A 20,103-nucleotide genomic window follows, 5' to 3' on the forward strand; every position below is an offset into this window, starting at 1 on the left:
CACCTTCATTATTTTGTGTATTTAATCTTTTCTCCATCTTGTATACGCCCTTGAAAATGCTTGATTCTACAATCAATTTCAAATCCACGCATAATTAATCCTTGTAAGGGAGCTTGAATAACATAATATATTGGCCAAAATAATCGCGGAATGTAATCATATAAATGTACAATAACCATTTGGGTTCCTTTTAATTGTCTAAATTCCAATTTGCCCTGTTTTTTCAAATTTGGATGTACTAGACGACCTCCAACAAGGTTTAAAGTAATCATGCCATCTACTTCTGCACCAATTTTTATAATGGCAAGTGGTTTATGTTTAACTTTACCATAGATAATGTAATTATCTCCTTCTTTACACGTATTAACAAAAGTGCCTTTTGTATTACCTAGCCAAGTCATAAAATAATCTACTAATTGACTCAGTGTCCATTTTTTTGGCAAAACAATATGCATTGCATTTCTGACATCGTCATACTTAGAAACTTGTAATTCAACGTTAATATGTGGCCGTTTGACTATGTGCTCTGTTTGTTGTACGTTAACACCGTATGCGCTCAGACGCTCCACCGTTTCTTTGTCAAAACGACTACCAGTAATATATATAATAGTTGCCACGCTTGTCTTGGCGGCAGCACGTCCAAAATTATCAGCGGCAATTAGGTTTAAATCTCTCGCTGTTGCTTGTGTTAGCTTTGCTGAATGTTTATTTGGATCAATGTAGAAGATAGCGATGTCCATCCCTTCCATTGCACTTAGGACATCTTTATAATTATATATATCTTTCTTTAACCAAGTAATACTTTCAATTTTTGTCTCTTGAGGGTTTGGATATTTAGATAAAGCATATAAAGTTGCCTCATGTTCAATGGCAGAACCAATATGTTTACCTAAAAAGCCACTACCCCCTGCAAGCAATACATTTGGTTTCATCTTAATATCCCCTTTAACAATCACTAAAGATATGAGCAATTATACTTTTAATATACTATACTATAGTAGAACGATAAATTCTAAACGATTGGAGGTCTACTATGGCTCCTATTATACGCGAAATAAGCATTAAAGATGTAGAAAACTTCATACAACTATTGTCGACAGTATATGATGAATCTGAATTCACATTATATAATCCAGGTGAATATGCTCCTACCATTCAACGTGCAAGTAAAAACTTAGAAAAATTTATAACATCTCCGGCAAATACGATTTTCGTGGCCGAACAAGATGAACAACTTGTTGGCTATGCCTTTGTAACTACAAAAAATTATGAACGTACAAAACATGAGGCTATTATATCCTTAGGCGTAAAATATTTATATCAACGTAAAGGTATTGGACAAGCCTTGATAAACGCTGCAGAAGCATGGGCATTAAATCGTCATATTCGTCGTCTTGAAGCTTCTATAGTTCCAGAAAATCAAAGCGCTGTCATATTGTTTAAAAGTTTAGGTTTTATTATTGAAGGCGAGTTGAGAGATAAGCTGTTCATAAATGGTAAATATTATAGCAAGTATGTGTTGGGCAAATTGTTAATTTAGTCCGTAATACCTATATAGCGTTAACGTGTTTTATACTATGATAAAGTACCACTGCTGAACCATATAATTTTATACATAATATTTAAATACGCTATAACGCCACGACCTATAATGTACTTTTTGGTCGTGGCGTTAACTCTTATTTATCATTACCTAATCGGAAATACAATTATTGTTATCATCATTCGATAGGTAGCAGATTAACTGTATTATTCTCTGGTGTATGCGTGTCTAAACTATGATTATTGCCTCGTTCAACACCTGATGAAGACGTATTTCGACTTAGAAATAGCAATACCCGCTTCATGTTTTCTTTAGATTCCGGCTTTTCTAAATGAAATTGATATTGATGATGTAAATGATGTGTACCATCGTAAAAAAGTGTCGTAGTAGGTACATGTTTACTTTTAAGTTTACGGATAAAACTTTCATTTTGGCTGTAAAATGGATCGCCGTCACCTACAGATAAATAAGTGGGAGGAAATTGCTTTGTCACTTGCTGAATCGTCGACATTTGTGAAATATTTTTAAAATCTGTTTCCCAATTGGCAGAACCAGTATAACTGCGCATAAACATTTGAATACGAGGAAATTCAGTTGCACGTACCGTCTGCATATTATAAAAGCCACCGAAAAAAATTGCTCCTTTTAACTGTTCTGGCGTGAATTGTTGTTGGAAACGCATTTCTTCACGCAATTTATCATTTGTTTGCATTGCAGTATATTGACTCATTAATTGGGCACCTGCCGAGTCCCCACCTAATATGACTTGGTCAAAATCAATTGGGAAGTCATGTTGATTATCTTTCATAAATTTTACCGCTGCATCCATTTGTTTTAACGGTGTTGGATATTTATAGTTAGGTGCTAAAGCATAATTAACATTTACAACGACATAACCCTGTTCAGCAATTTTAGAAAGCAATGGATTTTTATACTGCTTATCTCCTGCAACAAACCCACCGCCATGCATCCAAAAGATGATTGGTAACTTGCTATTTTCATTAACTGTTTCAGGTGTAATGATATCTAATTTGCTATTAGGATAACCATGGCTATAAGTAATATCCGTAAAGACTTGGACATTTTTATTATTAATCTGTACTTTATTGTTTGTTCTATGATTATTTTGGTCTGAATCGTAATGATATTTTAAGTCAAGCGCAACCAAACTACCAATAACTAACACGCATATCAACGTAATCCAAGACCATTTTCTAGTCTCTTTCATTTTCTATCCCTTCATCCATAATCAATAGACTTCTTCTACTCAATTTAACATTGTAAAATTAAAGCAACTCGCCTTTTTCATAGTGACGAATTGCTTTTAAGATTAAAACAACTTAATTTAATTGTAAAGCGTAATTGCCATGATTCTTTACGCAATATGTTTTTTATTGTCATTTTTACGTTTAAAATATTTTATAAGTACTGCAACAACAATAAATAATCCTACAACTCCCATAATATTATAAAGTGAGTTAATTAAATCAGCAAAGCCTACGAAGCTTAAAATATATGCTGCAATCATCATGATTATTATAAAAATATGATACTTCTTACTGTACGGTTCAGTAAAACGTGCAGCAAATGAATAGCATAAACCTAATATCGTATTATACATGACAGCTAACATAATTATTGTCAATATCAATCCTAACCAAGAATTGATTTCATTAGCTAGGTTTAATGTAGGTATTGCCGCATCTTTAATATTTGGATATTCTGTTTGTAAAGCAAAGTTAATAAGTGCTAACAAAATAGTATAAACAATACCTCCAAACATTGCACCTGCACCTGAGACGTGACGTTTTGAAGCATCACCCCCGATAGCTACAATGGTACTAAATCCAACAGCAAATGCTAATCCTCCGTATTGTAAACCTTTTAATATGCCCCAAACGATACTTGTTTTAGGAACAACTTGATCAACTTCATTTAAAGGTACTGTGCCTTTAAATAAGTACACAATAGCGATTAACACGACCATCACAATTAAGAATGGCGTTACTATTCCTAACGCCTGTACGATTTTATTGAAGTCTAAAAGTAATGTGCCGTAGATGACCAGTGTCATAATTAATGCACCAAGCCATGTAGGAATACCAAAACTCTCAGTAAATGTAGATCCTGCACCTGCAATCATTGTAACTGCAATACCAAATAAGAAAAAGACAAGAATATAATCGAATATTTTACTAAACTTTTCACCAAAAATGTACTGAAGCGTTGATTCATGGTTTGTCGCTTCAAATGCTGTACCAATTTTAGCTACTTGGCGCCCAATGAATCCTAATATTAAACCAGATAAAACTACACCAATATATGACCATAAACCATAAGGTGTAAAGAATTGCATAACTTCTTGACCGGTTGAAAATCCTGCGCCGACAACAATGCCGACGTAAGCGAAACCTATTTTAACAGCTTCTTTATTCAGCCCCATGTAAATAATTACCTCCTTAAAATTTAGACATTGAGCATTATAACGTACTGATTGCAATATGCAAGTATGCATAAAGCTGTTGTGACGGTGCAAATCAGCGTTATTGCCTATGCTAAACAGCAATAGAGCTCGTTGTAATATTACCCATTTTTTTGTTATGTAGTGCATCTTTGCTTCTGAATTTCTAATTAACCTTAATACTATAACAGTAAACACACGAAAGTAGAAGATAAGATGCAAACCGTTTTCAACAAAAGAAAAGCCCTAAACTCATCAATTGACAAGTTTAAGGTTTTTCTAACGCAGCTTAAATGATATTATGAATGTGCATCTTTATAGCGATTTAATTCGTTGAAATCTACAACAACGTTATCCATACGTTTAGCTGTCTCTTTAAGAATATTTCTTGCCACACTATTCGATGGATCTAATTTCAATATTTGTTTAGCTACTTTAAGTGCTTTTGCATCTGAAATGACTGGCTCAGGAATTGCATGTAGTAACAGCATTTGTAATAAGCTTTTCACTTCTTTACCTTCAGTTAATTGAATAGATGCTTGTGCATGATAATATGCAGAATTCAACGCACCTTCTGCTTCACTCAATGGGTAAACAAGTAATAAAAATGCTAAATCATGTAATTCAGCTGTTTCTTCATCTTTTATCATATCTAAAATGCACGTATAAAACATCATGCTTTCAACTTCATGCGCACTTGAGATATATGCTTCTTCAAATTCTAAATAATCTGCTTCGGACATTAATTCTCTTACAGCATCAAAGTTACCATTTAAAACTAAATTCTTTATTTGTTCTTGCATACTAATGTCCTCCTTTCACAGATGGACTCATTTTCCTTAGTTTAACATAAACCTTACATTTTCGCATGCACTATGCAAAAATTTCACAGTATAACTTTTACATTTTAATTTTATAATTAAAATGTTGATTTTTTGAATGAATATTGTTCAATATCATTTAATATTTTGTCAACAGTTTCTCCCATTGACAAATTTACTGTTGCGGTAAAACTACCCTCCACAATTGGCGCATTCACTTTATAAATATGAAAACTTCCATCATATGCCTCAATTGCTAAGTCTAAATTCATATCTGCCGATCCTAAGTCATAAAAACACAATGCATCTTCTTCTAATTGATTCAGTATTGTTAAAATATCGTCTGCTGACGTTCCATACTTATGATTTTCTCCACCATATGCAATAATATTAACATCTTTTGAGATATCCTTCAGTAAGTCTTTCGTACCATTTGCAATCGCTTCACTATGACTTACCAAAACAATTGCTGTCATAAGTCATCTCTCCCTGCATTTAGTATTTTTACCTTCTGCCATCTATCACAAGTTGTATTACTATAAATTATATAAAATATTACATATGAAATGCCAACATTAATTGTACTTTTCCACTTAAACCCCAACAAGATGCTACCTTCCGTTTTGACCAGGTCATATTCACTTATAAAATATACGATACATGCATTAAAATCAATCTTTCATCATTGTCGAATTTTCATTTTAAGAAACAGCTTGATATATCATTTATGGCTATATAAAGGATGCATAATGTTTTAACTGCATATCACATATTTACTACAACTACTACCAACACATAAATATAAGGAGCGGTACAAAATTCATTATGAATTCGTAATCCCGCTCCCAGCAACATCAAGTTATCAATCGTAATGTAATTTATCAAAATATAAAAAAGCAAGCACATTGGCTCATTAATACTTTTACAAATGGTATTAGCTGTATTGACTTAGCTAAATATTTTACCTTTTTGATTCATTCCAACACGAATTTTATTAAATAGATTTAGCTTTATACATTAAAAATAGGAAATAAGGTGCACCGATAATGGCTACTACAATGCCTGCAGGTATACCTGTTGGTTCTAAAACTAATTTACCAATTGTATCTGAAATAACAAGCAAGAACGCACCTATTACTACTGCTATAGTTAAGAAAAGTTGATGTCTTGGACCAACAATTGTCTTAGCAATATGTGGCCCCATCAAGCCAATAAAAGCAATCGAGCCAGCAACAGCTACGGCAACTGAAGAAAGTATTACTGCTACAAAAAACAACACGATTCTTTCACGTTCTAATTTAACACCTAAGCCTTTTGCAATGTGTTCATGTGTGTTAATTAAATTTAATTCATTAGATTTAAATAATAAATAAGGTAAAATAATCACAATCCATGGTAAGAATGCAAGTACAAATGCCCATTCGTCTCCCCATATACTTCCTGCAAACCAATTCGCGATGAACTCTGACTGATCTTCATCAAATTTAGAAGTTAACGTAATCGAGCCGCCATACAATGCTGCTTGCATTCCAACACCTACAAGCACCATACTCGATGGCGTAATGCCATCTCTTTTATTTAAACTAAATGAAAAAATTAAAAGTGCAGTTGCTACACCACCAATAATACTAATGAGTGGTAACACATAAATGAAATTATCTGGATCAACTTGCCCTATAGAAACAAAAATGGCAATGGCAAAACCGCCACCAGCATTAATACCTAAAATACCTGGTTCTGCAATTGGATTTTTAGTAACACTTTGAATAATCGCGCCACTCATACTTAATGCGGCGCCTGCTAAAATAGTAATAATCATTCTTGGAAACCTAAATTCCATCAAGATAAGCTGGTCAGTATATTCTCCAAAACCAAATAACGTCTTAAAAAAACGATCCATAGGAATTTTATATTCACCGGTCGAAACACTTAGAGCACATGCAAAAAGTAATAACACCGTGATGATAATAAATGTAATGATTTGTTTACGTCTAAGTCTTGGATCAATCATATCGAACGCCCTCCTCTTTTAACAAGATATAAGAAGTAAGGTACACCGATAAATGATATGATTGCACCCACTGGAGCATCTCCTAACATGCGCGCTACTGTATCCGCTACAATCATCAGCAAACCACCCATAATCGCTGTCAATGGCAATACTTTAGCATAATCCGTACCAACTAAAAATCGAACTATGTGAGGTACCATTAAACCAACAAATGCGATTTGCCCTACCATAGAGACTGCTACACCAGCAAGTACCATTGATAAAATTAAACTTAAGCCTCTAATCAGCGTTACATTCTGACCTAATCCTTTTGCTAAAGATTCACCTAGGTTTAAAATCGTCAACTGCTTACTTATGGTTAACATCACGATGATTGCAACAATAATGATCGGACCACTCCACCATAATTGATGCCACGTGGTACCTGATACACCTCCAGCTGACCAAAACGTCAACGATTGATTTAATCGAAATACCAATGCTATCCCTTGACTCAAAGCCGTCAACATTGCACTGACCGCTGCACCAGCTAGAATAATGCGCATGGGATTAAATCCGTCACGTCTTGACCTACCAATCATCAAGACAATCAATCCACCTATCATAGCTCCCAAAAATCCAGCCAACATCATGATTAAAAAAGGTGCACTTGGATAAAAAGCAAACGTTGTTGCCAATCCAAATGATGCACCTGAATTTAAACCAATTAAGCTAGGGTCTGCCAATCCATTTTTAGTTACGCCTTGAATAACAGCACCAGCGACTGCTAAAGCCATCCCAACAAGGACAGCACCTAAATCTCTTGGTATACGAATTTCACTAATAATATTATGCTGCTGATTATGTGGATTATAATTAAAAATTGCTTCCATGATAGTGCCAAAATCAATTTTAGCATCCCCTATTAGGATGGAGCATAATAATGCCATTATTAGCAATATTATTGTCGCTATCAAATAAACAATAAAACTGATTCTTTTCTTACTTACTTTGCTCGACATAAAAACGTATCCTTTTCAAAATATCTTTATGAGTATGTTTTACTAAACAAATCATAGGTAACTAATAATGGTTTGCCTGTACGTGGATCTTCACTTAACACAACATCAATATTAAACACCTGTTCTAAGATTTGCTTTGTAAGTACCTCTTTAGTTGTACCATTTGCGACGATTTCCCCATCTTTCATAGCAATCAAATGGTCTGAAAAGCGAATAGCCTGGTTAATATCATGTAAGACCATCACAATGGTGCACCCTTGTTCTTCGTTTAAACGCTGAACAAGTTCTAAAATTTCTAACTGGTGACAAATATCTAAGTATGTTGTAGGTTCATCCAAAAATATAATGTCGGTTTTTTGTGCTAAGGCCATTGCAATCCATACGCGTTGTCTTTGTCCACCACTTAAGTCATTAATTGAGCGGTGACGGAAGTCATATGTTCCTGTTACAGTTAATGCCCAATCAATTTCTTTTTTATCTTCAGCTGAAAGACGACCAAATCCTTTCTGATGCGGAAAACGGCCATATGAAACAAGTTCACCTACCGTTAAACCATCAGCTACTTCTGGAGATTGTGGTAAGATTGCAATCTTTTTAGCAATTTCTTTTGTTGACTGTGTATGAATACTTTCACCATCAAGTATAATTTGTCCTTTTTTTATCGACAGTAATCGAGATAAAGCTTTCAATAACGTAGATTTCCCACATCCATTTGGTCCAATAATTGATGTTATTTTACCATCAGGAATTTCTACATCAAGGTTATTAATTATCGTATGATCACCATATCCAATTTCAACTTGTTGTCCATTCAAGCGACTCATAATTCCCCAACTTTCTATTTATTCTCATTTATTTCTATTCTATATTTTAATTGTCACAACGCAATTGATAATCATTATCATAAAAGCTATTATAACATCTTTACAAGTTATTGACTAACAAACTTTTTTATTTATACAAAATGGTTGAGACATCAATATATTTTAGGCGATGAACACTATATTGACAGTAGTTGACTGAATTGAAAATACGCTTATACCACGCTTTTTTCATTCCTAGTCAACCTTGCCGGGGCGGGACTACGAATTTATAATGAATGCTGTCCCGCTCCCAACAACAATCATGTGGGATTCAACAAATATAAATAAGCACTACGTGTTCAAACTTAGCATGATTATTGTGCTAAACAATACAACCTTTGTTAAGAAGTTCGATTTCTGTTCTATTCCTTTGATTATTCTTCGACAAGAAAACCATTCCCATAGACATCACGCACATCGTGAATCACTAAAAATGCATGATCATCAATACGCTTAATAATGCGCTTTGCTCTTGACACTTGCGTCTTACTGATGACCACGTACAAGACATCTTTTTGCTCTCGTGTATAATACCCATGCCCATTTAATATGGTCAGGCCTCTTCCTACCTGCTCACCAATTGCTTTAGCTACATCTTCAGACTTACTTGAAATAATGGTCATTGCTTTTTTTGTGTTTAATCCTTCAATGACATATTCCATAACTTTAGTACCTATATAGAGTGAAATAACAGTGACTAATACCATTTCTATTGGTAATACTGTTAAAGAAATCAGTACCACAATTAAATCAAAAAAGAGCAAAGCATAAGGTGTACTAACGTCTAAATATTTATTAGCAATCCGTGCAAGAATTGTTGTCCCAGCAGTTGTTCCTCCGGCTAACACGATTATCCCAATACCAAGTCCCACCGAACCACCACCAAATATGCAATTAATAATGATATTTGACGTTTTAATATGCCAGTTTTCAGTTAATCCTAAAAATACAGAGATTAATATGGTTGCCAAAATGGTTAAATACGTGCTTCGTTTACTTAGAAACTTGTAACCTGCGATGATTAAAATAGCATTAGCAACAAAATTAGTCACTGCCGGCGAAATATGAAAGGCATAGTAAAGTATGATTGCCATACCTGTCACACCACCTTCACCTAAATTACCGGAAATAATAAAGGCATTCACACCAGCAGAAAAAATAAAAGAACCTATAATAACAAATACTATATCTCTAATAAGTTTATTCACTATACTCATCCCCTCTGCAATGTCTTAGGTAAAAGCTGTAATATATAAACATCATACGAGACTTTATATGAAATTTAAACCTGTGATGATTAAATTTTCTAAAAGTTGAGACTAAAGTCGCTACTTTTAGAAAATAAGATATAAAAAAAGCGAAAGCAAAGTTCGTTACTTCTTTGCTATTTCGCTCTATTCTTTCTTAATTAATTTACAAGTCAACCGAATTTAATATAAATTACGTAAGTATATATTTCATTGAAGCTTAGAATAAAAAGATTAAAAGTGCTGTAGCGATAATTATGATATTAAATAAATTGATAAAAACGCTAATGTAGCAATGATTTTTCAAGTCATCATTGTATCGATAATAAATACTATAAATTATAGATAATAGTAATAACAGTAAACTTGTTGCACTAAAGGTAGCAACAATGTAAAATCCATAACTACTTAACGCATCTCTAAAGATAAAAATCATAGTTAAAACGATGATATAGTTAAGGATATTAATACCATATATTACACGTTCCATATTATATTCACCCACTTATATAAGTGTCCTATATGTACTTTTTATCGCCTTGCTTAAGCATTTTTTACATAATCCTTTCGATTATAATATAAACATACCCTCTATATAACTACAAGTAGTATGAGCTTTTCAACACTTTTATGATGCACTTCATTTTCAGTTCTATACTTCTGATAACTATTCATTATAATTATTAAAAACGTAAATACTATGCGTGCCATAAAATCAAGTTAAGCAATGAATTTATAAACAAATTTAAATTTTCTGAATTTTCTATTCACATTTTAGTTCTCTTCTGTTATAATGTGTATAACTTCTTATTAAGAGAAGTTATCTCCTTTGTGTTGTTTATATTAACAAACAAATTTTGCTCGAAGTACTGTGACAGTACCTAGTCCTTACCGTTACAAGTACATTAATATTCATTTCCCATAAAAACCAAGTGCAAAGAGTGTGTCCTTACTGTTCGTGCTTGGTTTTTATCTATTTACTAAACATAAGTACACCCCAATACTATACATTTAGTCATGTAATAGCATAGGGGCTTTTTATTTTTCATTACCAAGCAAATAAGCCAACAAAAGCAGCTGTTAATAATGACACTAAAATACCAGATAATAACATCATAGGCACATATTTAGACACAAAATCTGATGTCTTCTTATCGACAATGCCTTTTAATGTTCCAATAATCATTCCGATTGTCGAGAAGTTTGCAAAAGATACCAAGAATGTTGAAATCACTGCACGTCGATGTGGACTATATGTATCTATGACACTCGAAATTTTCCCCATTACAACAAATTCATTTGTCACAATTTTCTTAGCCATATCTTGTGCCACGTGCCAAGCTTGGTCTATTGGTAACCCTAATAGTAGCGCAAATGGATACATAATTGCACCTAGTATTTGGTCTAAACCAAAGCTAAATTTGAAGCCCATCCAACCAGCAATTAACCCTGTTATAAGATTAATAAAACGATCAAACAAATCTGCTAATGCTACAAAACTAATTACAAAGGCGATAATAATCAGTACTAACTTGCCTGCAGCTAAGACAGAATCGCCTAAAAATGAAAAGAACGGTTGACGTTCTTGTTTATTCGTATTAATACTATAGATAATATCTTCCTGTTCTTCAACCGTCACTGGATTGAGCAATGACGTTACAATAATAGCATTGATAATATTAAGCGGTATTGCCGTTAAGACTAAATCTCCTGGAATCATGCGAACGTAAGCGCCAACAATAGCTCCAGAAATCGAACTCATCGACATCATTGCTACGGTTAACACACGCATTTCATTCATACGCTTTAATTGTTCATTCGAAACAGCTAAAGCTTCTGTATTACCTAAAAACATCATTTCAACACCAAAGAATGATTCAAACTTTGGCTGACGCGTAATTTTTGCTAGTAACCAACCTATGCCCCCAATAATTTTAGGTAACACGTTAAAATACATTAAAATATCAAATAATGGCACAATTAACAAAATAGGAAATAATGCACTGACTGCCATGTCCATCATTTTCCCACTCACAAAACTTTTAAAGGCAAAGCCAGTTCCTTCATTCGCTGATTGAATAACCCAAGCTATCGCGTTAGCTAAACCTCTAACGACTTTTCTTCCCTGTTCAAAGTACACAAAGAACCATGCCAAAAAGAGATTAAGTGCAACTAATATTCCTATTGACTTCCATTGAATATGTTTCCGATTGCGCGAACATGCATAAGCAATGCCTAAAAATACAAATAACCCTATAATATTGATAATTAAAAACATAAGGCACCTACCTTTTTATTTCACCTTAGATGAACAATCTAAGATGAGATTTTGAATACACTTTTTAAAGTAAACATGTAAAATATCTGTAAATTCTACATGAAATATTATACCACGGGCTTACCATAAGAGGATATGACGTTTTAGCAAATTCATAATTACAACAAAATAGCATTCAGTATATAAATTGTTTCTAAACAAAGAAAATAGCAATTTCTACTTAATTTTTAATAGAAATCGCCATTTTTTTATTAATACTATATTTATCGTGTTGTAGATCTAGTATTTTTCTGGTATTTAGTGATAATTTATCAAATTTTATATAAATAGCTATTGACTGAGGCAAGTCTTCAAGGAAATTAGTATCCATCCAAAGTTATGATAGCACCCTTGAAAATTAAGACAATACTATAAATCATTAATATAAAAACACCCTAAATGAATTCTGACAATACATTTAGGGCGTCTCATTCTATGATTAATATTCTAAATTTGATTGGCGATTAATTATACTATTGATGACGATGAATATCATTATAAATATGATCACCAATAAACTGTGAAGCATGACCTTTCTCAAGTGAACAAAAGTCTTGATAAAACTTCTCAATTTTATCTTTATAGCGTTCTTTATGTTTATCAATGTGTTTGAGTTCTTCAGCTAATTTAAATTCATCAGTGATAATTTCTCCTGGTAAATCATTCATATAATCCATATAGAAGCCACGAAGGCCTTTATCATATTTTTCAATATCATAAGCAAAGAAGAATTGTGGTCGTTTTAGAATACCATAATCAAACATAACAGACGAATAGTCGGTAATTAAGGCATCTGAGATTAAATATAGTTCTGAAATATCATTGTAATTAGAAACATCTATCGCGAAATCTTCATATCCATTTAAATCTAAAGCATTTGCAATTAAATAATGCATACGCAATAAAATCACATAGTCATCACCGATTTGCTTTTGTAAGTTAGCCAAATTGATTTTTAAATCAAATAGATATTGTCCTTTTTTGACAAATTCATCATCTCGCCAAGTCGGTGCATACATGATTACTTTTTTATCTTCTGGGAGATTTAAATCTCTCTTAATTTGATTTAGATAATCTGTATCATTTTGACGTGTGACTAAGACATCATTACGTGGATATCCTATTTCCCAAATACGGGCCTCATCCATCCAAAAAGCAGTTTTAAAGATATTTGTAGAATATCTATTTGGAGACACTAAATAATCCCAGCGTGAAGCTTCAGAATAAAAGTTCTTCTTATAATTTGCTGTTGTTGTTCCTGGCATTCTGACAACTTTCATATCATTAGCCAAACGCTTAAGTGGTGTACCATGCCATGTTTGAATATATACTTGGTTTTCTTTTTTATTTAAGTACAGTGGTAGACGAGCATTAGAAACCCAATATTTTGCTTTAGCATATGCTTGATAATACGCCCTAGAACCTTTTTGCACTTTAATAGCATTTCCTGGAATGACAGTTTGTTCTGGTCTAGCACAAACCCAAATATAATTTAACTGTGGGTAGTGTTGTTGCATATATTCATAAATATATTTTGGACTGTCACTATAATTTTTACCACCAAATGATTCAAAGACAATTGTCTTGTCATCTACAATATCTTTATCATCTGTCAATTGATATCTTGAGCGTTCTTTCGCTTTGCTATTAGTAACAATATCTTTGACTAATCTCGTTTTTTTACGTAACTTATTGATGTATTTCGCATGGTCCACATCATTCATAGCAAGGAAAAGCACTTCAAGATTATAAAGTAATTTACCATCTCGAATAATATTCCATTTCACTGCTTTAACCACTTTAATTAAACTGTCTTCCAATGCAACATAACGCGCTTTTATATCTCTTAATGATGGATCAAATCCTTGTTTAATTTCATTTTTCATTTTATCTATTAAAAAGCTTTGAATTTTTTTATTATCAGTACGTTGCATCGCATCGAAAAAGCTCTCCACATAATCATCAAATGTCAAAACAAAATCTTGATCACTTAATGTATTGCTATTAAATGGATCATAAACTTCTCCACGATAATAAAATGGGAAGTCAAAAACTCTGACAAAATGTTCAGCGTATTTCAAATATTCCAGTGTAAATGACATATCTGTAAAAATTCTTAAACTTTCATTGAATCTAATGTGATGGGCTTTAATAATAGCTGTTCTGAATAATATATTACAAACTGTATGTTTTCGTAAAAAAGAATTAGGATTTGTTTGGTGTGATAAATACTCTAAACGTACTTTATCTTTATCAACGTACTGTGGTCGATGATTGGTAAACTTATGAATGGGAGCAATCAAGCCATCAAGTCCATTCACATGGTTTAAATAAAAGTCTATTGCATAGCTTGCTAATTGGTCATCCGCATCAAGGAACATCACATATGGGGTATCAACATAGTCTAATGCCACATTTCGTGCATGTGCATGCCCTGAGTTATGTTCGATTTGAACGAATGTCACATCTTTATCATACGTTGCTAATTGCTGTTGTAATATTTCTGTCGATGCATCTATTGAACCGTCATCGACAATAATGATATCAAAATCTTGATTTCTCTGATTTTTTAAACTGGTGATACAATCACCAATATGGTCTTCATTGTTATAATATGTCACAATAACCGATAATTTATTCAATATGTTTCGCTCCATTTTACTTTAGTTACTTATCTCTTGGATAAGTTTTTGATAGTTTTTTACCGCTGCAGCTTCACTAAATTTTTCACTTAATTTTACATCTTCACGCTTGATATTTCTAACTTTTTCTATTCCATTAGCAAAAGCGGTCACGTCGCCCGCATCAATTAATAGCCCATTTTCACCATCAATAATCAGCTCACTAGGTCCATACCGAACGTCATATGATACCACAGGGCAACCGTTATGAATACTTTCCATAATCGTCATGCCAAAGCCTTCATATTGGCTGGTCAGCAATGACGCTGTAGCATGTTGAAAGACACGCTCTGGCTGATTTGTATGCGTATTAAACACTACATTATCACAAATACCTAATTCAGTTGTTAAGTCTTTTAAAGATGACACTTGATTATCAACATCTTCTCCATAAATATGAAGTTGACTATTATATCCTTTAGCCAAATATTGTTGGAAAGCATGAATAAGATGATCGAGCTGTTTTTCTTTAGCAATCCTGCCAATAAAACAGAAGTAATCATCAACTTTCTCGGATGGTTCGGTCAATAATTGATGTTGAAAATGTGGAATCACTTCAATCTTATCATCACTTATATTAAATTGTTGCTGAATATCTGCCTTTTGATAGTGAGTCAACACAAGATATTTATAAATAGACGCGCTATTTTCTAAAGCCAAACCATAAGACTTTCGGATTTTACCATGTTCAAGATGATTGCTATGAAGTACTAAAATACGTTTAATATTATTTTCACACTGAATCAATGAACGATCTAATAGTCGTGCATCATTGAATACCACGCTGCCATCTGACAAAACATGATTAAAATAATAGGTAAACATTTCTTTTTCAGTATTAAAGACCCGTCGAGACTTATGCTTTGGATAATAAATAATTTGAAACAGTTTATTTTCTTGATCATTTGAAAAATGTTTTTCTAAATAAAGCGTACCCTTTTTTTCATAGTATTGTTCTTTCAACTTGAAGGTGTTTTTGGGGTTATACGTGACGATTCTATGCAGTTTACCGTTTACAGTGTAGTCTTTACGTTGAATTTTAACTTTCGTTTCAGTTGCAAGTAACTCCTCTGTTTTCATTACGTTAGAATGCTTATAATATTTTCTAGTCATTACGTGTTGTTCATGTTGATAATAGTTAACCGTATTTCCCTTTACTTTAGAAGTCAACCCAGGTATTTTAACTGCGGTTTCCTTTGGTCCTCGGTGCAATAGTGACTTCGTTTTTGGTTTTTCTAACAATTTATAATCTGCTAGCCAATCATAAATATTATCAATCTTCAAATTTTCCGTAATAATCCCTTGTTGTTTGAATTTATCATACACTTTTTTATAGTTAGGATTATAGTTTGTCGTCAATATTGTCGATGATTTGTTCAATTTTTCCTCTAAAAATTTAATCCTTTTTAATAATGATTTCGTTCTTCCACCATGCACTGGCGGTAAGGTTGAAGTCACCGTATATAACACATAATCTCCTCCAATATATCAAAGCATCACGCACAGTGATTAACGTCTGCATCAATAGCAAAAAATTTGCAAGTGATATAAAAGCCATTATAGCGCCAACTTCATATTGTCATCTTAACTTAAGATACAAATGAATTTGACGCTATTTAAAGTCGGTATTTTTGTGTCTCAACTTTAATCATCTTTGCTTTAGATATAGTTAAATTAGAGTTGATTATTTCATATTCATAAAATAATTTCAAATTAAATCTATTAATTCGTAGCTTAAAGATTGTTTATCATTTCATTGTTTTAAAGTCTAGCTCTAAAATTATTCTGATAAATTTTGAGTCGTAACAAATTTACGATATTTGTCATGCTCAGCCATTAGCTCTGAATGCGTACCCTCACCAGTTACTTGGCCTTGATCAATAAAGATAATTTGTCCTGCCTTTTTAATTGTCGATAAGCGGTGAGCGATTACAATCGTTGTACGTCCTTTCATGAGCACTTCTAACGCTTCTTGAATTTTTTGTTCACTTTCACTATCTAGATTTGCTGTGGCTTCGTCTAGTAATAAAATATCCGGATTTTTTACAAAGCTACGTGCAATATCGATACGTTGGCGTTGACCACCAGAAAGCTTAAGACCACGTTCACCTACTAACGTGTCATATCCATCATCAAATTGCATAATAAAATCATGACAATTAGCTAACTTACTATATTCAATGAGTTCTTCATCAGAAATTTGTCTATTAATACCATATAAAATATTATCGCGAATGCTCCCACTCATCATGGAGTTAGACTGCATCACATATCCTATTTTATTACGCCATTTAGACAGTGAGATATCATAAATACTTTGGTTATGATACTTGATATCTCCCCCATCAATATCATACATGCGCTCTATTAAGTTGAAAATCGTACTTTTACCAGAACCTGATGGACCTACAAAGGCACTAACCTGACCTTGTGGAATACGAAATGATACATCCTTCAATATATCCTTTACATCATATTTGAATGTCACATGATCAAATGTTAATTCTCCATCGTCAACGATGTTAATCGCTTCTTCGTCAGTGATTTCAGTCTGTTCGGTTGGCTCTTGCATAATTTCATAAATTCTATTACTAGCACCTACTGCTTTTTTGTAATCGGTAACTAATGTCGATAAATTTATCAATGGCATAGATAATTGAATCACATAAAAAATCATCGCAATCAATGTCCCGGCAGTGATGGCACCGCTGGCGATACGTATGGCACCAAATCCTAAAATGACAGCAATCGTAATCAGCATAATCACACTCGAAATGGGTTGAATAACTGCTGTAATTTTAGCTTGTTTTAAACCTAAATTATAAATAGATTGCAAGTTTCTGTGCGCGTTATCTAATTCTTTTCTCTCAGTATTAGATACTTTAACTAAACGCATTTCAGTTAATACACGGCCTAATAAACCACTAAAATTAGCAATTTCTGTTTGTGTATTTTTAGAAATATGTTGCATGATACGACCCAAAGGCATGATGATCGCAATAAAAATTGGAATCGTAATAAAGGTTAATAATGTCATTTGCCAATCCATGATAAATAGCATGATGAGAGAACCCACGAGCGTTAGAATTGATGGCAACAAATCAGGTAATTTTTGTGAAATAAATTCATTAATTACCTTTGTGTCATCTGTTAAACGACTCATAAGCTGACCGCTCTCATTTTTATCAAAAAATGGCATTTTTAGTTTAATAATATGTTCCCACAACAAAGAACGTATGGCGTAAATTACTTTTTCACCAATTTTACTTAGCAAATATAGGCCGATACCACTTAACAAAGCATTTAAGATGAAAATGCTACCAAAAATGACGGCAGTACGCCAGTTAACACTACTCATTGAAAATTTATCAACCATCTTACCGGTAAATAGTGGAATTAATAAACCACTAATGCTACCTAAACTAGTAATAATAACTGCTCCTATAATCAACCCAACTGGCCAATTAAGTTTTTTGAACAGGAAAAATAATGGATTTTGTGCTTTCATGCTTTTACCTCTACAATTTTTATCTTATTTATTATGAAGCTTGCTATTTTCTGTTATTTTGACTGTTTTCAATCATTTCTTATTTACTATCACAGTTTATTGTTACTATAACACTGCTAAGCTCCGAGTTCTATAGTATTAGTATAATACTAATATTAAAAAAACACACATTTAATATTTTTTTAAATTCAATAAAGTACTAAAACATCTTAATTATCAGATTTATAGTTTTATTAAAAGTATATTCGTGGTAAAATGTGAGCATTCTAACTTCAAAGAAAAGGACTCAATTTATGAAAAAAATTTTTATAATACTTATATTGGTGCTTGTTAGCTTTACTCAGTTTACCCCTTATCTATTCGCTGCAGAGTCGGATGCTGTGTTAAGCCCAAGTCAAATCGCTACCCAATATGGCTATACTGGCATAACTGCTGCATACGATCCAGAAGGTGCAATTAATGTCAGTCAAACTGGACAAATCTTGTATAACTACCATGGAAATAAAAAATGGTATCTTGCCTCGATGACTAAGCTTATGACGATGTATTTAACATTAGAAGCTGTCAAAAAAGGAGACTTATCGCTTGATGATAAAGTGAAAATCACACAAAATCATTATCGCATGTCAACGTTACCTGAATTAAGTAATACAAAACTCTATCCTGGAGAAGTGTATACCATTGCAGAATTACTACAAATTACTGTATCTAATTCAAGCAATGCAGCTGCATTAATATTAGCTAACAAAGTATCAGGCAACGTCACTTCGTTTACAAAGCTTATGAATAAAAAAGCTAAAGAGCTTGGAATGACGCATACATATTTCACTAACCCAACTGGGGCAGAAAACACGCAACTGCAAGAATTTGCACCTAAACTAACAACAAATGATAATAATTCAACATCTACAGCAAAAGATTATGCAATTCTTGATCAACATGTCATCGCAGATACACCGAATATACTTCACTTTACAAAACAACTCGCACCAACGCAACACGGTGTAACGTATTATACATTTAATCATTCATTAGAAGGTGCTAGCTTAAGCTTACCAGGAACAGATGGTTTAAAAACCGGTTCTAGTGATATTGCTAATTACAACCATACTATTACAACAAAACGTGGTAAGTTTAGAATTAACCAAGTTATTCTAGGCGTAGGTGATTATAATAATCTCGGTGGCGAAAAAGAGAGAAATAAAATGGGCAACGCTATAATGGAAAGTTCGTTCAATCAATATGCATACAAAAAAGTACTTTCTAAGGGCGAACATAATATCAATGGTAAAACATATTATATCAAAAAAGATCTTTACGATGTTATTCCTAAAACATTACACGCTAAAGACTACCAATTTGTCATTAACGATGGTGAAGTCCATTTAGATTACAAACGTCAATTTATTTCTAAACAATACGGCCCACCAACCGTTCAAGTTCAGAAACCTATGATTCATAAAGCAGATACCATAGCTAAAAGCACATGGAAAGATCATCCAATCATAACATCCACCGCTATTGGTTTACTTATCATTGCCATCGCACTGATTGTTTACCAAGTTATAAAACGTTTGTTTAAAAGAAAATAATAACAACCTAGGATACCTAGTTTAAGGAAGCGGGACAGCATTCATTATGAATTCTTAG

At 33.0% G+C, this 20,103-nt stretch carries 16 protein-coding genes; 2 read left to right on the top strand and 14 right to left on the bottom strand.

All coding sequences use genetic code 11. The features are described from left to right. Nucleotides 1–8 precede the first annotated feature (8 nt). Nucleotides 9–932, bottom strand: coding sequence for a Rossmann-fold NAD(P)-binding domain-containing protein (locus HMPREF2597_RS03600; RefSeq protein WP_002479392.1), 924 nt, complete (start codon nucleotides 930–932; stop codon nucleotides 9–11). A gap of 101 nt (nucleotides 933–1,033) precedes the next feature. Between HMPREF2597_RS03600 and HMPREF2597_RS03605 the strand changes: the two genes are divergently transcribed. Further along, nucleotides 1,034–1,540 (top strand): GNAT family N-acetyltransferase, encoded by a 507-nt coding sequence (locus HMPREF2597_RS03605; RefSeq protein WP_002459811.1) that lies wholly within the window; start codon nucleotides 1,034–1,036, stop codon nucleotides 1,538–1,540. Between the two features lie 181 nt (nucleotides 1,541–1,721). On the opposite strand, the gene HMPREF2597_RS03610 is transcribed toward HMPREF2597_RS03605, so the two are convergent. The 13 genes from HMPREF2597_RS03610 to HMPREF2597_RS03670 form a co-directional block, all read right to left on the bottom strand. Then, on the bottom strand, nucleotides 1,722–2,771 hold the full coding sequence (locus HMPREF2597_RS03610; protein WP_002479393.1) for an alpha/beta hydrolase: 1,050 nt from the start codon (nucleotides 2,769–2,771) through the stop codon (nucleotides 1,722–1,724). A 147-nt stretch (nucleotides 2,772–2,918) separates the two neighbouring features. Then, nucleotides 2,919–3,986 (bottom strand): YkvI family membrane protein, encoded by a 1,068-nt coding sequence (locus tag HMPREF2597_RS03615; protein ID WP_002479394.1) that lies wholly within the window; start codon nucleotides 3,984–3,986, stop codon nucleotides 2,919–2,921. 317 nt (nucleotides 3,987–4,303) lie between these two features. Further along, the gene (locus HMPREF2597_RS03620; RefSeq protein WP_002459814.1) at nucleotides 4,304–4,807 is read right to left on the bottom strand and encodes a hypothetical protein; all 504 of its coding nucleotides are present in this window, start codon (nucleotides 4,805–4,807) and stop codon (nucleotides 4,304–4,306) included. A 116-nt stretch (nucleotides 4,808–4,923) separates the two neighbouring features. Next, nucleotides 4,924–5,301, bottom strand: a complete 378-nt coding sequence (gene dhaM / locus HMPREF2597_RS03625; protein WP_002459815.1) for a dihydroxyacetone kinase phosphoryl donor subunit DhaM — start codon at nucleotides 5,299–5,301, stop codon at nucleotides 4,924–4,926. 518 nt (nucleotides 5,302–5,819) lie between these two features. Next, nucleotides 5,820–6,836 (bottom strand): FecCD family ABC transporter permease, encoded by a 1,017-nt coding sequence (locus HMPREF2597_RS03630; RefSeq protein ID WP_002479395.1) that lies wholly within the window; start codon nucleotides 6,834–6,836, stop codon nucleotides 5,820–5,822. Then, nucleotides 6,833–7,837: a FecCD family ABC transporter permease gene (locus tag HMPREF2597_RS03635; protein WP_002459817.1), complete on the bottom strand. Its 1,005-nt coding sequence runs from the start codon at nucleotides 7,835–7,837 to the stop codon at nucleotides 6,833–6,835. Before HMPREF2597_RS03635 ends, HMPREF2597_RS03630 begins: the two co-directional genes overlap by 4 nt. Before the next feature lie 26 nt (nucleotides 7,838–7,863). Then, the gene (locus HMPREF2597_RS03640; RefSeq protein ID WP_012990953.1) at nucleotides 7,864–8,661 is read right to left on the bottom strand and encodes an ABC transporter ATP-binding protein; all 798 of its coding nucleotides are present in this window, start codon (nucleotides 8,659–8,661) and stop codon (nucleotides 7,864–7,866) included. A gap of 413 nt (nucleotides 8,662–9,074) precedes the next feature. Then, on the bottom strand, nucleotides 9,075–9,917 hold the full coding sequence (locus tag HMPREF2597_RS03645) for a YitT family protein (protein WP_002459819.1): 843 nt from the start codon (nucleotides 9,915–9,917) through the stop codon (nucleotides 9,075–9,077). A gap of 250 nt (nucleotides 9,918–10,167) precedes the next feature. Beyond that, entirely contained in the window at nucleotides 10,168–10,437 is a 270-nt protein-coding gene (locus HMPREF2597_RS03650) for a hypothetical protein (protein ID WP_002459820.1), read from the bottom strand. Nucleotides 10,438–10,995: 558 nt separating this feature from the next. Next, nucleotides 10,996–12,225 (bottom strand): NupC/NupG family nucleoside CNT transporter, encoded by a 1,230-nt coding sequence (locus HMPREF2597_RS03655; protein ID WP_002459821.1) that lies wholly within the window; start codon nucleotides 12,223–12,225, stop codon nucleotides 10,996–10,998. 512 nt (nucleotides 12,226–12,737) lie between these two features. Continuing rightward, nucleotides 12,738–14,906 (bottom strand): bifunctional glycosyltransferase/CDP-glycerol:glycerophosphate glycerophosphotransferase, encoded by a 2,169-nt coding sequence (locus tag HMPREF2597_RS12345; RefSeq protein WP_002479399.1) that lies wholly within the window; start codon nucleotides 14,904–14,906, stop codon nucleotides 12,738–12,740. A 21-nt stretch (nucleotides 14,907–14,927) separates the two neighbouring features. Further along, nucleotides 14,928–16,415: a glycosyltransferase gene (locus HMPREF2597_RS03665; RefSeq protein ID WP_002459824.1), complete on the bottom strand. Its 1,488-nt coding sequence runs from the start codon at nucleotides 16,413–16,415 to the stop codon at nucleotides 14,928–14,930. A gap of 310 nt (nucleotides 16,416–16,725) precedes the next feature. Further along, the gene (locus tag HMPREF2597_RS03670) at nucleotides 16,726–18,453 is read right to left on the bottom strand and encodes an ABC transporter ATP-binding protein (RefSeq protein ID WP_002479400.1); all 1,728 of its coding nucleotides are present in this window, start codon (nucleotides 18,451–18,453) and stop codon (nucleotides 16,726–16,728) included. Between the two features lie 293 nt (nucleotides 18,454–18,746). On the opposite strand from HMPREF2597_RS03670, the gene pbp4 reads away from it, so the two are divergent. Beyond that, nucleotides 18,747–20,045: a penicillin-binding protein PBP4 gene (gene pbp4 / locus HMPREF2597_RS03675; protein WP_002479401.1), complete on the top strand. Its 1,299-nt coding sequence runs from the start codon at nucleotides 18,747–18,749 to the stop codon at nucleotides 20,043–20,045. Nucleotides 20,046–20,103 lie beyond the last annotated feature (58 nt).

Origin of the sequence: Staphylococcus sp. HMSC063A07, assembly GCF_001836955.1 — a bacterium.
GTDB lineage: Bacteria > Bacillota > Bacilli > Staphylococcales > Staphylococcaceae > Staphylococcus > Staphylococcus lugdunensis.